Here is a 13,681-nt window from a genome sequence, read left to right on the forward strand (position 1 = left end):
CGGTGGCGGGCGATCAGCAGAAGATGATCCCGCACCGCCTGCGGGTCGTCGTCGTGGTCGTCGTGGTGGTGGGCCGCCTGGTCGTGGTCATCGTCGTGGTCGGCCGTCGCGTGGTGGTCGTGGTGGTGGTCGTCGTCGTGCCGGCGCTGGTGCCGGACGTCGTCGTGGTGGTCGTGCCGGACGTCGACGACACCGACGTCGTGGTGGCGGCGCGGGACGAACCGGTGACCGACGTCGTCGTGCCGGTCCCGGTGATCGTCCGGCCCGGCTGCTCGCTGCCCTTGACGACCACGATCTCCCCGGCATCGCTGGGCGACAGGCCCCGCGGCGACTTCACGACGCCCCCTTGCACCGCCAGCAGGGCGGCCACCGCCGCACCGATCAGGGCGCCGATGCCGAGCCGGCCGGAACCACCCAACGCCGTGAGCATCCCCAACGACTACCGGCCTCACACCTTCGGGTCAAATCGTTCGGGACATCTGGTACCGGCCTGACACTTCGGGTATCTGGCCGGTACCAGAGGTCACGCGATCACCCGATCAGGACTGGAGGTTCGCGGTCAGCGTGATCTCCGTGCCCGCCAGCGCCTTGCTGACCGGGCAGTTCTGCTTGGCGTTCTCGGCGGCGGCCGCGAAGCCCTCGGCGTCCAGGCCGGGCACGACCGCGGTGACGGTCAGGTGGATGCCGGTGATGCCGGTGCCGGGCTGGAACGTCACCTCGGCCGAGGTGTCGACCTGCTGCGGCGGGGTGCCCGCCTGCGCGAGGCCGTGCGACAGCGCCATCGAGTAGCAGGACGAGTGGGCGGCCGCGATCAGCTCTTCGGGGCTGGTCTTGCCATTCGCCGCTTCGGCACGGGACGGCCAGCTCACGTCGTACGTGCCGATGCCCGACGACTCCAGGGCGACGCTGCCCTTGCCCTCCAGCAGGTTGCCTTCCCAGTGCGTGGTCGCCTTGCGGGTGGTGGCCATGTTCGCAACTCCGTCTTCGACGAGGAAAACCTTCGACCACAAACCTAATGGTCATCGTCGGCACGTGCCGCGACCGCGGTCACGCGCACCCGTCCGGGAATGCGGAAAAGGCCCCGGTGCGGACACCGGGGCCTTTCGCAGAGCGGATGACGAGACTCGAACTCGCGACCCTCACCTTGGCAAGGTGATGCGCTACCAACTGCGCTACATCCGCCTGTTGGTGACCACTATAGACCACTGTCCGAGGGGGTTTCCACGGGGGGTCCCGCTTGCGCCAGCAGCTGGTCGACCTCGGTCAACCGCTCCTTCGACCAGCGCCACTCCCACAGGGGGCGGACCCGGTCGACGACCTCGGTCGGCAGCCACGGGGCCACCTCGTCGCGCAGCTCCCACTCGTCGAACACGTGCTCGTAGAAGCTGACCACCGAGGCGTCGGACAGGAACCGCTCGGGCTGCCGGAAGCACCAGTGCGCGAACCCGTAAACGCGGCCGAGCACCTCGCGGTCGCCGTCGCGGTGCGCCTCCAGCGCGAGTTGCCACAACTCGGACAGGAACACGTGACAGGACCACGACTCGCGCTCGACGACGGCGCTCAGCTCGGGGAGGAGGGCGGAAGCCCTTGTGCGCCAATCGACCACGCGGCAGGAGACTACTCGTCGTCGGCACGCCCGCAGCGCGGTCCGCCACCAGCTGACGCCCACCCGTGACCGGTCCGTCACCCACCGCTAGCGCCGGCGCTGCGGTGGGCAGGCGTTCCGGTTGGTCCGGACGGCCCACTCCGTCCGTCGGTGTTCGGTATCGGCTCGCTATCGGTTCGGGCCGGGACCAGCGGAGGTGTGGCATCTTGGCCCTGGACCACAGGCGGGGCGGGAGGTGCCGGGCGGGATGGCCGGAGATGCCGATTTCGACCGGGAACTGCTCGCCAGGGTCAGGGCGGGCGACGACGGCGCGTTCGGCGAGCTGTTCACCCGTCACGCCGACGCCGTTCGTCGGTTCGCCCTCCGGCACGTGCGTGAACACGCCGAGGCCGACGACCTGACCGCGGAGGCGTTCTTCCGGGTCCTCCAGGCGATCCGCCGGGGCAACGGCCCGACCGACCACGTCCGCACCTACCTGCTGACCGTCGCGCGCCGCGTGGCGTGGGAGTGGAGCGGGCGGCGGCGGGACGTGCCGGTGGCGGACGAGGAGCTCAGCCTGCGGGTCGAGCCGTTCCCGGACGTCACCGCGAACCGGCCGGAGCACGCGCTGATCTCGCGCGCGTTCACCAGCCTGCCCGAGCGGTGGCGCACGGTGCTGTGGCAGGTCGAGGTGGAGGGCGAGCGGCCCGCCGCGGTCGCGCCCAGCTTCGGCCTGAGCCCGAACGCGATGGCCGCGCTGGCCCGCCGTGCCCGCGAAGGGCTGCGGGCGGCCTACCTGCAAGCACACCTGGCCGAGGACACCGGGCCGCGCGCGTGCAGCTCGGTGGTGGCCAAGCTCGGCGTCTACACCGCGGGCGGCGCGCAGGGCACCGAGCACAAGCGCATCCGCAAGCACCTGCGGACCTGCTCCTCCTGCAACGCGCTGCACGCCGAGCTGGTCGAGGTGTGCTCGACGTTGCGGGCGCACGCGGCGAGCGTCGCCGTGCCGGTGGCCGCGACCGCGCTGGTGGCGCAGACCGCGGTGGGGCCGGTCGTGCTGGGCAAGGCCGCGTGGTTGAGCGGCCGGGTGAAGCTCCTGCTGGCGGCCACCGCCTCGGCCGCGGCCGTGGGCCTGTTCGGGGTGATCGCCGGGACGTTCACCGGCGCACCCGGTCCGGCGCTGCTCCAGTCCGGCCCGGACGGCGCTCCCGGCGACGACGTGCTCGCGCTGTGCTCGACCACCACGACCGTGACGGTGACGGGCGCGGCGACCAGCGAGACGTCGCCGCCGGTCGAGACGCGACAGGTCGGGCACACCGTGCGGGTGGACCGGCCGGTGCCGCCCGCGGCGACCACCACGACGCCCGCCGCGCCGCCGGTGCGGTCCACCGGCGCCACGTCACCGGCCGAGCCGCGCACCATCGGGAGCGGCACGACGTCGGCGCCGGTCACCACGTCGGACCCGGACTCGGCGCTGCTGGTCACGACGACCACCACGACCACCGCGCCGACCACGTCCCCGCCGACCACCTCGGATCCGGACAGGTGGGCCGAGACGTCCACCGAGCGGCCCGCGCCCGCGGTCACGCCGACGACCGTGACGCTGCGCCCGACCCCGAACCGCCTCGCCGCACCGTGATCGTGGGTTTTCACCCACGAGGTGCAAGACTTTGCCGGTAGCGTGGGGAACGCTGAGTGATCGCTCGACGTCTTGAGGAGACGGTGATGACGCGGCTGGTGCGCGGTGCCGACGGACGGATGTGGACGGTGCGCAGCCAGATCGAGTGGCGCAACCCGGCGCGCGACGCCGACTTCGAGCACGACGTGAACGGTGGTCAGGGTCCGGGCGTGCTGATGCTCGCGATCGTCATCGCCATGGGCGTGGTGCTGGTGGCCTGGACGCCGGCGGAGGTCGTCGTGCCGGCGTGGTTGATCGTGGCCCTGGTCCTGGTGTTCCTGTTCTTCCCGGTGCGCTGGGCGGTGCGGCGGCCGTGGCTGGTGGCGGCGGAGTCGAAGAAGACCGAGGAGCTGCCGCCGGAGCGGTGGGTCGGCTCGGTGCGCGGCTTCCTGACCGTGCGCAACGAGGTCGCCAACGTGGCCCGCAAGATCGAGATGTACTCGCTGCCCGACCTGGACGGCCCGCTGCAGCCGGTCGACTGAGCCCCGAGCGGTCGACTGATCGGCCTGCGCGGGTGACACTGGTCCGGTGCCGGAACTGCCCGAGGTCGAGGCGCTCGCCCACCACTTGCGCGAACACGCCGTAGGACGGCGCGTGCACCGGGTGGACGTCGCGTCGTTGCAGGTGTTGAAGACGTTCACGCCGTCGTGGACCGAGCTCCAGGGTCGCGAGGTGACGGGCGCGGGCCGGTTCGGCAAGCACCTGGACCTCGACTGCGACGGCCTGCACCTGGTGGTGCACCTGGCGCGGGCCGGGTGGCTGCGCTGGTCGGAGAACCTGTCGGCGGCGCCGCCGAGGCCCGGCAAGGGGCCGTTGGCGCTGCGCGTGCACCTGGGTCCGCCGGGGGAGGGCCCGGGGTTCGACCTGACTGAGGCGGGCACCAAGAAGGGCCTGGCCGCGTGGGTCGTGCAGGACCCGGCGGACGTGCCGGGCATCGCGCGGCTCGGTCCGGATGCGCTGTCGGTGACCCGGACCCAGCTGGAGGACCTGTTCGCCGGCCGCACCGAGCGGCTGAAGACCGCGTTGACCGACCAGTCGCTGATCGCGGGCGTCGGCAACGCCTACTCCGACGAGATCATGCACACCGCCCGGCTGTCGCCGTACGCGACGGCGGGCAAGCTGCCCGCGGAGGCGTTGGACCGGCTGCACGAGGCGCTGGTCGGCGTGTTGACCGACGCCGTGACGCGGTCCGTCGGCCAGTCCGCGGCCACCCTGAAGGGTGAGAAGCGGTCGGGGCTGAGGGTGCACGCGCGGACCGGCCTGCCGTGCCCGGTGTGCGGTGACGTGGTGCGCGAGGTCTCCTTCGCGGACAAGGCCTTCCAGTACTGCCCGACGTGCCAGACGGGCGGCAAGCCGCTGGCCGACCGGCGGATGTCCCGGCTGCTCAAGTAGGTCACACGGACGAGTGGCTTGGTCCGTTCGTCGGCTGAGCCCGGCCGTCCGGGGCACTCCTCCAGGTGTCCGACCGACTACCTGGAGGAGCTATGAACCAGCGCCTTGCCGCCGCGCTGATCGGTACGACCATGGGACTGGCCACGTTCGCCGGTTCGACCCTCGCCGTCTCGGCCGCCGCACCGGAGCCCGCGCCACCCGAGCTGACCCAGGACCAGGTCTCGAAGGTGATCTGCCGCGTGCTGGAGGAGCTGGACCTCCTCGACCACCCCGATCTGGCTGACCTCGTGAAGAAGCTGGAGTGCAAGAAGTCGGACACGCCCACCACGACGACGACTGCACAGCCGCCCGGGGAACGCGGTCGGCGCTGACGCGGGGTGAGCGCCGCGTCCGGTGGGTGTGACCCGAGTGATCGGGTCGCACCCACTCTCCGTGATCGTCAAGGTGGTTGATCACCCGATTGGGTAAGCGTTCTGCCACGGTTGCCCCCAATTCATCGGATGTGCACGTCTCGGACCGTCGATCCCCTTGCCTATACCGCCCCCACGGCACAGCATGGACGCCGTGCGGGACCTCCTGACCGAGCGCGCTGCGCTCGGACTCATCGCGACCTTGGCCGTTCTGGGCCTCTTCGTGATGCTGTGCCGTGCCCGCCGCGTCAGCACCTCGGTCGAGGACGCGGTGATGGACATGCTGCACCGCATGTCGAAGGCGTCCGCCGACCTGCGCGAGGGCCTGACCGAGGACGCGGCGAACAAGGCGACGCCGCACCTGCGGGAGATGCTCAGGTGCGTCGCGGTCGGCATCACCGACCACGAGAGCACGCTGCTGTCCTGGGACGGCGGGGCCAACGACCACTACGAGTTCCTGCGCACCTACATCGAGCGGGCCATCGGTGAGGGCCACAAGGAGCACGTCGAGCACCGCAAGCTGGACTGCGAGCTGCCCGGCCCGTGCTCGCTGCACAGCGCCGTGATCGTGCCGCTGGTGGTCGAGGGCGAGGTCGCCGGCACGTTGATCGTGGTCAGCGGGGTGGGCAACAAGCGGCAGATCCGGATGGCCGAGGAGACGGCGCGGTTCGTCTCCACGCAGCTGGAGCTGGAGGTGCTGCAGAAGTCCCGGCAGGCGCTGGCGCAGGCCGAGGTCCGGGCGCTGCGGGCGCAGATCTCGCCGCACTTCGTCTACAACGCGCTGAACACGATCTCGTCGTTGATCCGCACCGACCCGGCGCACGCCCGCGAGCTGCTCCAGGAGTTCGCGGAGTTCACCCGCTACTCGTTCCGCACCGACGGCTTCTTCACCACGCTGTCCGACGAGCTGACCAACATCCACCGCTACCTGACCATCGAGCAGGCCCGGTACGGCGCGCGGCTGAACGTGCGGCTGAAGATCGCGCCCGAGGTGCTCCAGGTTGTGCTGCCGTTCCTGGTGCTGCAACCGCTGGTGGAGAACGCGGTGCGGCACGGCCTGGCGAAGAAGCCGGGCGGCGGGCTGCTGACGATCATCGCCGAGGACAACGGCGCGGAGGCGTTGATCTCGGTCGAGGACGACGGCGTCGGCATGGACCCGGACCGCCTCTTCGAGGACCTCAAGGACGCGCACCAGACCGGCGCGCACGTGGGCCTGGGCAACATCAACCACCGGATGCGGGCGGTGTTCGGTGACGACTACGCGCTGGTCGTGGAGACCGCGCCGGACGCCGGCATGAAGATCATCCTGAAGATCCCGAAGTACCGGCCGGGCGTGCAGACGAACCTGCCGCTGGTGCCGCCCCGCCTGGAGGACACGACCGAGCAGCCCGCCGTCCGGGCCTGATCACCGCGCCCGCCCGGTCACCCGGCGGCGATGGCCAGCACGGTCACGACCATGACCGCGCACACGCTCCACGAGATCCACATCCAGTAGACGTGCATGGCGGTGGGACCGTCCGCGTTCTTGCGGCCCCGGTCGTCCCACCACTCGACGTAGCGTTCGAGCCACCGGATCGGGTTGAACGTCACCGGCCGATGTTAGCTGTGCCACTCCCGCCTCGGCGCGCACACGTAAGGTCGAAGCCATGAGCGTCACGGACAAGATCGCCGCCCGGTTGCCCAGGATCGTCGGTGAGCGGACCGAGCGCGGACCCGTGGTGGCCGCCGTCCGCCTGCACGGCGTCATCACGCCGACGCCGTCCCCGATGGCCCGCAACACCATCAACCTGCAGAACGTCGAGAGCGCGCTGACCCGCGCGTTCGACCACGACCGGCTGGTCGCGGTCGCCCTGCTGATCAACTCACCCGGTGGTGCGCCGACGCAGTCCGCGCTGGTCGCGGAGCGCATCCGCGAGCTGGCCGCCAAGAAGAAGGTGCCCGTCCTGGCGTTCTGCGAGGACCTGGCGGCGTCCGGCGGCTACTGGTTGGCCTGCGCGGGCGACGAGGTCTACGCGCACGGCACGTCCCTGGTCGGCTCGATCGGCGTGGTCAGCGCCGGGTTCGGCCTCAACGGCCTGATCGAGCGCTACGGCGTCGAGCGGCGCGTGCACACCGCGGGTGACAACAAGGTGCGGCTCGACCCGTTCAGCCCGGAGAAGCCCGAGGACGTCGAGTGGCTCAAGGGCCTCCAGGCGCAGTTGCACGAGCAGTTCGCGGAGTGGGTCAGGGAGCGCCGCGGCGTGAAGCTCAAGGCGACCGACGACGAGCTGTTCAACGGCGAGGTGTGGACCGGCGCGAAGGCGGTCGAGCTCGGCCTGGTCGACGGCATCGGCACGCTGCGCAGCGTCGTCGCCAAGCGCTACCCGGACGCCGAGATCGCCATCGCGGAGCCCCGCCGACCCCTGCTCGCCCGCCTCGGACTGGCCGGCGCTACCACCCGATCGGGGGACTTCCTGTCGGAGGGCCTGGCGGCCCTGGAAGAGCGGGCGCGCTGGTCGCGATTCGGCTTGTGAGGTCACGGCCTCGCGGCCGTCCGGCAACCGGCGTAGACAGCGACCCCGCCGAATCGGCAAGATGCGCGGCACAGTGAGTACCCCAGTGAACAATCGCACGGACAACTCCGGCCTCCTCGTCCTGGCGGTGGACGACGAGGCGCCCGGTCTGAGCGAGATCAAGTACCTGCTCGAAAGCAGCCCGCACATCCGACGCGTGCTCACGGCCTTCGACGCGGCCGAGGCACTGCGCATCCTCCGGGGTGACTACGACGTCGAGGTGATGGACCGCACCAGGGCAGGGCTGCCGCCGGTCGACGCCGTGTTCGCCGACATCAACATGCCCGGCCTGAGCGGCACGGACCTGGCGCGCGTGCTCGGCGCCTTCCGCGCGCCACCGGCGTTGGTGTTCGTCACGGGTGTCGAGCACTCGGAGGCCGTGGTGGCGTTCGAGGTGGGCGCCTTGGACTTCGTGACCAAGCCGATCAACGAGGACCGGGTCAACAAGGCGATCTCGCGCGTCGTCGACCGGGTCGCCGCGACGCCCGCGGTCGGCCCCGAGCCCTCCGCGTCGGAGCCGCAGGACGACGAGGTCATCCCGGTCGAGCTGGGTGGCACCATCAAGCTCGTGCCCCGGGCCACCGTCCGCTACGTCGAAGCGCAGGGCGACTACGCGCGCCTGCACACCAGCGACGGCGGCAGCCACCTGGTGCGGATCCCGTTGGCGCAGCTGGAGGAGCGCTGGGAGAACGCCGGGTTCGTCCGCATCCACCGCTCGTTCCTGGTGGCGCTGCCGCTGGTGACCGAGCTGCGGATGACGTCGAACGGGTACGCGGTGGTGATCGGTTCCGGCGAGGGCGCGAAGGAGCTGCCGGTCAGTCGGCGGCACACCCGTGAGCTGAAGGAGAGGATCGTGCGTCCCCCCAAGAGCAGTTGGGGATGACCAAGCACTCCGGCCCCCCCGGCCAACCGGACCAGCCGCAGCCTGCCGAACGCGATGCCTGGCTGTCGGTGTCGGCGCGCAAGAACCGCCGCCGGCGGGTGGTGCTGGCCGACCCGCGCGGTCGCGGGCGGGTGCTGCGCACGATCATCGAGCTGGAGGAGCAGACCAGCGTCGGGGAGAAGCTGATCCGCGACCTGATCCGGACCCAGCTGCGCACCGGCCTGGCGCTGGGCGGCAGCACGTTGCTGCTGCTGGCGCTGCTGCCGGTGGTGTTCTACCTCCTGCCGTGGCTGTCGGAGGTGCAGCTGGCGGGGGTGCGCCTGCCGTGGCTGCTGCTGGGGTTGGTGCCGTTCCCGCTCTGCTACGGCGTGGGCTACGCCTACCGCAGGCTCGCGGAGAGCCACGAGCAGGACTTCGTGAGCTCGGTGGACCGGTGATCGCGAACCCCTGGAGCCTCGTGCTCGTCGGCGTCATGGCGGTGCTGACGTTCCTGCTGGGCTACGTGGGTTCCCGCCGCGCGAACACGACGCCGGACTTCCTGGTCGCCCGCCGCGCCGTCCCCGCCACCCGCAACGCCGCCGCGATCTCCGGCGAGTACCTGTCCGCCGCGTCGTTCCTGGGCGTGGCGGGGCTCGTGCTCAAGGACGGCATCGACGCGCTGTGGTACCCGATCGGCTTCACCGCGGGCTACCTGGCGATGATGCTGTTCGTGGCCGCGCCGCTGCGGCGGTCCGGCGCGTACACGTTGCCGGACTTCGCGGAGGCGCGGCTGGGACCGTCGAACCTGCGGAAGTTCTGCACGTTCTTCGTGCTGTGCATCGGGGTGCTGTACCTGGTGCCGCAGCTCCAGTCGGCCGGGCTGACGTTGACCACGATCACCGGCCTGCCCACCTGGCTGGGCGGGATCGTGGTGACCTCGATCGTGGTGGTCAACGTCTTCGGCGGCGGCATGCGCGCGATCACGCTGGTGCAGGCGTTCCAGTACTGGGGCAAGCTGTTCGCGATCGCCGCGCCGACGTTCGTGCTGTTCACGATCTTCCTGACCGGTCCGGGCAACGGCGCGCAGCCGGTGGACGCCTCCGGCGTGCTGCGGTTCCCCGAGGACGTCGAGGTGACCACGGTCGACCCGGTGCGGGTGCGGGTGGACGTGGCGGTGGAGCTGACCGCGACCGGCGAGGTGAACCACGGGCCCGTGGACGGGCGGGTGTACTGGACGCCCGGCCTGCACGAGGTGGGCCCGGACACCGAGCTGCGGTTCACCGCGGGGTCGCCGGTGCCGGTGGTCGACGGCTCCCCGACGTCGAACCACGACTGGCTGCGGCCCCAGACCGAGGGGCTGTCGGGGCTGTTCGAGACGTACTCGCTGATCTTCGCGACGTTCCTCGGCACGATGGGCCTGCCGCACGTGCTGGTGCGCTTCTACACCAACCCGGACGGGCGGGCGGCGCGGCGCACGGCGCTGCACGTGCTGTACCTGCTGGGGCTGTTCTACCTCTTCCCGACCGTGCTGGGCGTGATCTCGCGGCAGTTCCTGCCGCAGCTGCTGGTGACCGGGAAGACGGACGCGGCGGTGCTGCTGCTGCCGACCACGATGCAGCCGAACCTGCTGGGCCAGGTGCTCGGCGCGGTGGTGGCGGCGGGCGCGTTCGCGGCGTTCCTGTCCACGTCGTCGGGGCTGCTGGTGTCGGTGGCCGGGGTGGTGTCGACGGACATCCTGCCGGGCAAGGTGCGCGACTTCCGCTGGGCGACGGTGCTGGCGGGCGCGGTGGCGATCGGGTTGGCGCTGCTGCTGCCGCGGTCGGACGCGTCGTTGACGGTGGCCATGTCGTTCGCGCTGGCGGCGTCGACGTTCTGCCCGTTGCTGCTGCTGGGCATCTGGTGGCGCGGGCTGACGTGGGTCGGCGCGATGGCCGGGCTGGTCGTCGGCGGCGGCCTGGTGATCGGCGCGCAGGTGGTGACGGTGGTGAGCTCCTACACCGGGCGCTGGGCCTGGCCGGTGTTCTCCCAGCCCGCGCTGATCACCGTGCCGGTGTCGTTCCTGACCATGGTGATGATCAGCAAGCTGACCGCGCGGCGGCGACCCGACGACGTGAACCAGATCCTGCTGCGCCTGCACGCGCCGGATCCGCTGGGGTTCATGCGGGACCGGGACGTGCAGCGGTTCGGCACGGCGGAGGAAAAGGCCCGCGCGGCCGATCGCGAACACCGCGACGGCACCGCGCCGCAGTCGTCCTGAAGCGGCCGTCCGGGCTCTTCTCCGTGAATCGCATCACAGCTCGGTGTGGGCTTCCCGGCTGCGGTCGAACCGGTGATGGGGCCTGCTACCACACTTCACCCGGCGCTGACCTGCGCCGTACCCGTTCAGTCCTAGGGTTTGGTAGCTGAGAGTCGATGTATGTCTCGATCGGGTGAAGATAACCACACCGATCCGGTTACCGGTGATTTCAATCACCCGAGTGGCAGTTCGTCTCAGCAACACTACCGCTCATCGCATCACTCGACTGTTGAGCGCAAGTCCACCCGAAAGGTCTTTCAGGCGTGAGCCAGGTCTCCCTACGGTGCACGGCGTATCAGGAACGCACCAGGAGGCCGTACGTGCCGTTCACACCGTCGTCAAGTACGCGAGGAGGGGACCGTGAGCACCTCTGAGCAGCACACCCCAGCCGACGCCCGGAGCAACCACAACTGGGTGGAGGTGCAGGAAAGCGCCGACTTCCGCGAGCTCCGCCGGCGGCTGCGCAGCTTCGTCTTCCCCATGGCCGGCCTCTTCCTGGCGTGGTACCTGCTGTACGTCCTGCTCGCCGACTACGCCCACGGGTTCATGTCGACGAAGGTCCTCGGCAACATCAACGTCGGGCTGATCCTCGGCCTGCTCCAATTCGTGTCGACCTTCGTCATCACGACGCTGTACGTGCGGCACGCGAACAAGAACCTCGACCCCAAGGCGGAGCAGCTCCGCAACGAGCTCGAAGGGGGTCACGCGTGAACGGCAACGCCGCGCTCAACATCGGCATCTTCGCCGTCTTCGTCGCCGCAACCCTGGTCGTCGTCATCAGGGCCAGCCGCAACACGAAGACGGCCGCCGACTACCTGGCCGCCGGCCGCGCGTTCACCGGACCGCAGAACGGCATCGCCATCGCGGGCGACTACCTGTCCGCCGCGTCGTTCCTCGGCATCGCGGGCGCGATCGCCGTCAACGGCTACGACGGCTTCCTGTACTCCATCGGCTTCCTGGTCGCGTGGCTCATCGCGCTGCTGCTGGTCGCGGAGCTGCTGCGCAACACCGGCAAGTTCACCATGGGTGACGTGCTGGCGTTCCGGATGCAGCAGCGCCCGGTCCGCGCCGCGGCGGCCACCTCGACCATGGCCGTGTCCTTCTTCTACCTGCTGGCCCAGATGGCGGGCGCCGGCGGTCTCGTCGCGCTGCTGCTCGGCATCACCGGCAAGGGCGGCCAGGCCATCGTCATCGCCGTCGTCGGCGCGCTGATGATCGCCTACGTGCTCATCGGCGGCATGAAGGGCACCACCTGGGTCCAGATCATCAAGGCCGTGCTGCTGATCGCGGGCGCCGGCGTGATGACCGTCTGGGTGCTCGGCAAGTACGGCTTCAACCTGTCCAACCTGCTCGGCTCGGTGTCGGACAAGCTCCTCGGCCCCGGCCTGCAGTACGGCAAGACCGAGACCAGCAAGCTCGACTTCATCTCGCTCGCGCTGGCCCTGGTGCTCGGCACCGCCGGCCTGCCGCACATCCTGATGCGCTTCTACACGGTCCCGACCGCCAAGGAAGCCCGCCGCTCCGTGGTGTGGGCGATCTGGCTGATCGGCATCTTCTACCTGCTCACCCTCGTGCTCGGGTACGGCGCGGCGGCGCTGGTCGGCTCCGACAAGATCACCAAGGCGCCCGGTGGCGTGAACTCGGCGGCTCCGCTGCTCGCCGAGGCCCTCGGTGGCCCGGTGCTGCTCGGCCTGATCGCCGCGGTCGCGTTCGCCACGATCCTCGCCGTGGTGGCCGGTCTGACGATCACCGCGTCGGCGTCGTTCGCGCACGACATCTACGCCAACATCATCAAGAAGGGCCAGCTGGAGGACAAGGAGGCCGAGGTCAAGGTCGCGCGGCGCACCGCCGTCGTCATCGGCCTGGTCGCGATCCTCGGCGGCATCCTGGCCAACGGCCAGAACATCGCCTTCCTGGTCGCCCTCGCGTTCGCGGTGGCCGCCTCGGCGAACCTGCCGACGATCCTCTACTCGCTGTTCTGGAAGCGCTTCAACACCGCGGGCGCGCTGTGGAGCATCTACGGCGGTCTCGCCATCACGATCATCCTGATCGTGTTCTCGCCGGTGGTCTCCGGCAAGCCGGTGAACGCCACCACGGGCAAGAGCGCGTCGATGCTGCAGGGCGTGGACTTCCACTGGTTCCCGCTGGACAACCCGGGCCTGGTGTCCATCCCGCTGTCGTTCCTGCTGGGCTTCCTCGGCACCGTGCTGTCGAAGGAGCACAACAAGGAGAAGTACGCGGAGATGGAGGTGCGCGCCCTCACCGGCGTCGGCGCCGAGAAGGCCGTCTCGCACTAGTAGCCGTACCGGTCCACCGCTGTCCCACGCCGGCCGTCATCCCTTCGGGGAGGGCGGCCGGCGTGCTCCTTATCCCCCGCTTATAGCCCTCGTGGCAGCATGGACCCGTGACCGTTCCCAGCGTTGAAGTGTCCGAGGTGCCGGCGGAGCTGCCGGAGGGCAAGGTGCTGCTCGACGTCCGCGAGGCCGACGAGTGGGAGGCGGGCCACGCCCCGGGTGCCCTGCACATCCCGATGAGCGAGTTGGCGGGCAGGCTCGACGACCTGCCGGGCGACAGCGAGTTCTACGTGGTGTGCCGCGCCGGCGGCCGTTCCGCGCGGGTCACGCAGTACCTCAACGCCAACGGCTGGGACGCCACCAACGTCGACGGCGGCATGCAGGTGTGGGCCGCCTCGGGTCGTCCGCTGGTCGGCGGCGTCGACGGCGCGGAGCCCGAGGTCATCTGACATGGCGCTGCGGCCGTTGCGCGTGGACTGGGTGGCGAGCCCGCCACCCGGCGCCTACCCGCACCGCGGCCGGGGTGCGCCGCGCCGGGGCTACACCGGCCCGCCGTCGTACCCGGTGCCCCCGCGCTGGGGCTTCCCGCTGCTGGCGTGGCGCTGGCCCACG

At 70.6% G+C, this 13,681-nt stretch carries 16 protein-coding genes and 1 tRNA gene; 12 read left to right on the forward strand and 5 right to left on the reverse strand.

Annotated features, from left to right (window positions below):
* Nucleotides 1-13: 13 nt before the first annotated feature.
* From AB0G02_RS06055 to AB0G02_RS06070, 4 genes are all read right to left on the reverse strand, one after another.
* Nucleotides 14-430 carry a hypothetical protein gene (locus AB0G02_RS06055; protein WP_360790019.1) on the reverse strand — a complete coding sequence of 139 codons (417 nt, stop codon included), beginning with the start codon at nt 428-430 and terminating at the stop codon, nt 14-16.
* Nucleotides 431-539: 109 nt separating this feature from the next.
* Complete coding sequence (locus AB0G02_RS06060) at nt 540-968, reverse strand: OsmC family protein (RefSeq protein ID WP_360790022.1); 429 nt, start codon at nt 966-968, stop codon at nt 540-542.
* Nucleotides 969-1,109: 141 nt separating this feature from the next.
* A tRNA-Gly gene (locus tag AB0G02_RS06065) sits at nt 1,110-1,182 on the reverse strand.
* A 13-nt stretch (nt 1,183-1,195) separates the two neighbouring features.
* Nucleotides 1,196-1,606 carry a hypothetical protein gene (locus tag AB0G02_RS06070; RefSeq protein WP_360790024.1) on the reverse strand — a complete coding sequence of 137 codons (411 nt, stop codon included), beginning with the start codon at nt 1,604-1,606 and terminating at the stop codon, nt 1,196-1,198.
* A gap of 247 nt (nt 1,607-1,853) precedes the next feature.
* Here AB0G02_RS06070 and AB0G02_RS06075 point away from each other — a divergent pair, with 247 nt between their 5' ends.
* The 5 genes from AB0G02_RS06075 to AB0G02_RS06095 all read left to right on the forward strand — a co-directional run bounded on the left by AB0G02_RS06075 (nt 1,854) and on the right by AB0G02_RS06095 (nt 6,470).
* The gene (locus AB0G02_RS06075) at nt 1,854-3,224 is read left to right on the forward strand and encodes a sigma-70 family RNA polymerase sigma factor (protein WP_360790027.1); all 1,371 of its coding nucleotides are present in this window, start codon (nt 1,854-1,856) and stop codon (nt 3,222-3,224) included.
* An 86-nt stretch (nt 3,225-3,310) separates the two neighbouring features.
* Entirely contained in the window at nt 3,311-3,745 is a 435-nt protein-coding gene (locus tag AB0G02_RS06080) for a DUF983 domain-containing protein (protein ID WP_360790030.1), read from the forward strand.
* Nucleotides 3,746-3,791: 46 nt separating this feature from the next.
* Nucleotides 3,792-4,655, forward strand: coding sequence for a DNA-formamidopyrimidine glycosylase family protein (locus AB0G02_RS06085; RefSeq protein ID WP_360790033.1), 864 nt, complete (start codon nt 3,792-3,794; stop codon nt 4,653-4,655).
* A gap of 92 nt (nt 4,656-4,747) precedes the next feature.
* Nucleotides 4,748-5,026, forward strand: a complete 279-nt coding sequence (locus AB0G02_RS06090; protein WP_360790036.1) for a hypothetical protein — start codon at nt 4,748-4,750, stop codon at nt 5,024-5,026.
* A gap of 184 nt (nt 5,027-5,210) precedes the next feature.
* The gene (locus tag AB0G02_RS06095; protein WP_360790039.1) at nt 5,211-6,470 is read left to right on the forward strand and encodes a histidine kinase; all 1,260 of its coding nucleotides are present in this window, start codon (nt 5,211-5,213) and stop codon (nt 6,468-6,470) included.
* 17 nt (nt 6,471-6,487) lie between these two features.
* On the opposite strand, the gene AB0G02_RS06100 is transcribed toward AB0G02_RS06095, so the two are convergent.
* Nucleotides 6,488-6,655 carry a hypothetical protein gene (locus AB0G02_RS06100; RefSeq protein WP_360790042.1) on the reverse strand — a complete coding sequence of 56 codons (168 nt, stop codon included), beginning with the start codon at nt 6,653-6,655 and terminating at the stop codon, nt 6,488-6,490.
* A 56-nt stretch (nt 6,656-6,711) separates the two neighbouring features.
* Between AB0G02_RS06100 and AB0G02_RS06105 the strand changes: the two genes are divergently transcribed.
* From AB0G02_RS06105 to AB0G02_RS06135, 7 genes are all read left to right on the forward strand, one after another.
* Complete coding sequence (locus tag AB0G02_RS06105; RefSeq protein ID WP_360790045.1) at nt 6,712-7,578, forward strand: S49 family peptidase; 867 nt, start codon at nt 6,712-6,714, stop codon at nt 7,576-7,578.
* A 61-nt stretch (nt 7,579-7,639) separates the two neighbouring features.
* The gene (locus AB0G02_RS06110; RefSeq protein WP_360790048.1) at nt 7,640-8,500 is read left to right on the forward strand and encodes a LytTR family DNA-binding domain-containing protein; all 861 of its coding nucleotides are present in this window, start codon (nt 7,640-7,642) and stop codon (nt 8,498-8,500) included.
* Complete coding sequence (locus AB0G02_RS06115) at nt 8,497-8,937, forward strand: hypothetical protein (protein WP_360790051.1); 441 nt, start codon at nt 8,497-8,499, stop codon at nt 8,935-8,937. The genes AB0G02_RS06110 and AB0G02_RS06115 overlap by 4 nt, the downstream gene beginning before the upstream one ends.
* Complete coding sequence (locus AB0G02_RS06120) at nt 8,934-10,736, forward strand: cation acetate symporter (protein ID WP_360790054.1); 1,803 nt, start codon at nt 8,934-8,936, stop codon at nt 10,734-10,736. The genes AB0G02_RS06115 and AB0G02_RS06120 overlap by 4 nt, the downstream gene beginning before the upstream one ends.
* Nucleotides 10,737-11,189: 453 nt before the next feature.
* Nucleotides 11,190-11,486 (forward strand): DUF485 domain-containing protein, encoded by a 297-nt coding sequence (locus AB0G02_RS06125; protein WP_360790062.1) that lies wholly within the window; start codon nt 11,190-11,192, stop codon nt 11,484-11,486.
* Nucleotides 11,483-13,072 (forward strand): cation acetate symporter, encoded by a 1,590-nt coding sequence (locus tag AB0G02_RS06130; protein ID WP_360790057.1) that lies wholly within the window; start codon nt 11,483-11,485, stop codon nt 13,070-13,072. Before AB0G02_RS06125 ends, AB0G02_RS06130 begins: the two co-directional genes overlap by 4 nt.
* A gap of 107 nt (nt 13,073-13,179) precedes the next feature.
* The gene (locus tag AB0G02_RS06135; protein ID WP_360790060.1) at nt 13,180-13,518 is read left to right on the forward strand and encodes a rhodanese-like domain-containing protein; all 339 of its coding nucleotides are present in this window, start codon (nt 13,180-13,182) and stop codon (nt 13,516-13,518) included.
* Nucleotides 13,519-13,681: the final 163 nt, after the last annotated feature.

The organism is Actinosynnema sp. NPDC023658, from assembly GCF_040639995.1.
Taxonomy (GTDB): Bacteria; Actinomycetota; Actinomycetes; order Mycobacteriales; family Pseudonocardiaceae; genus Actinosynnema.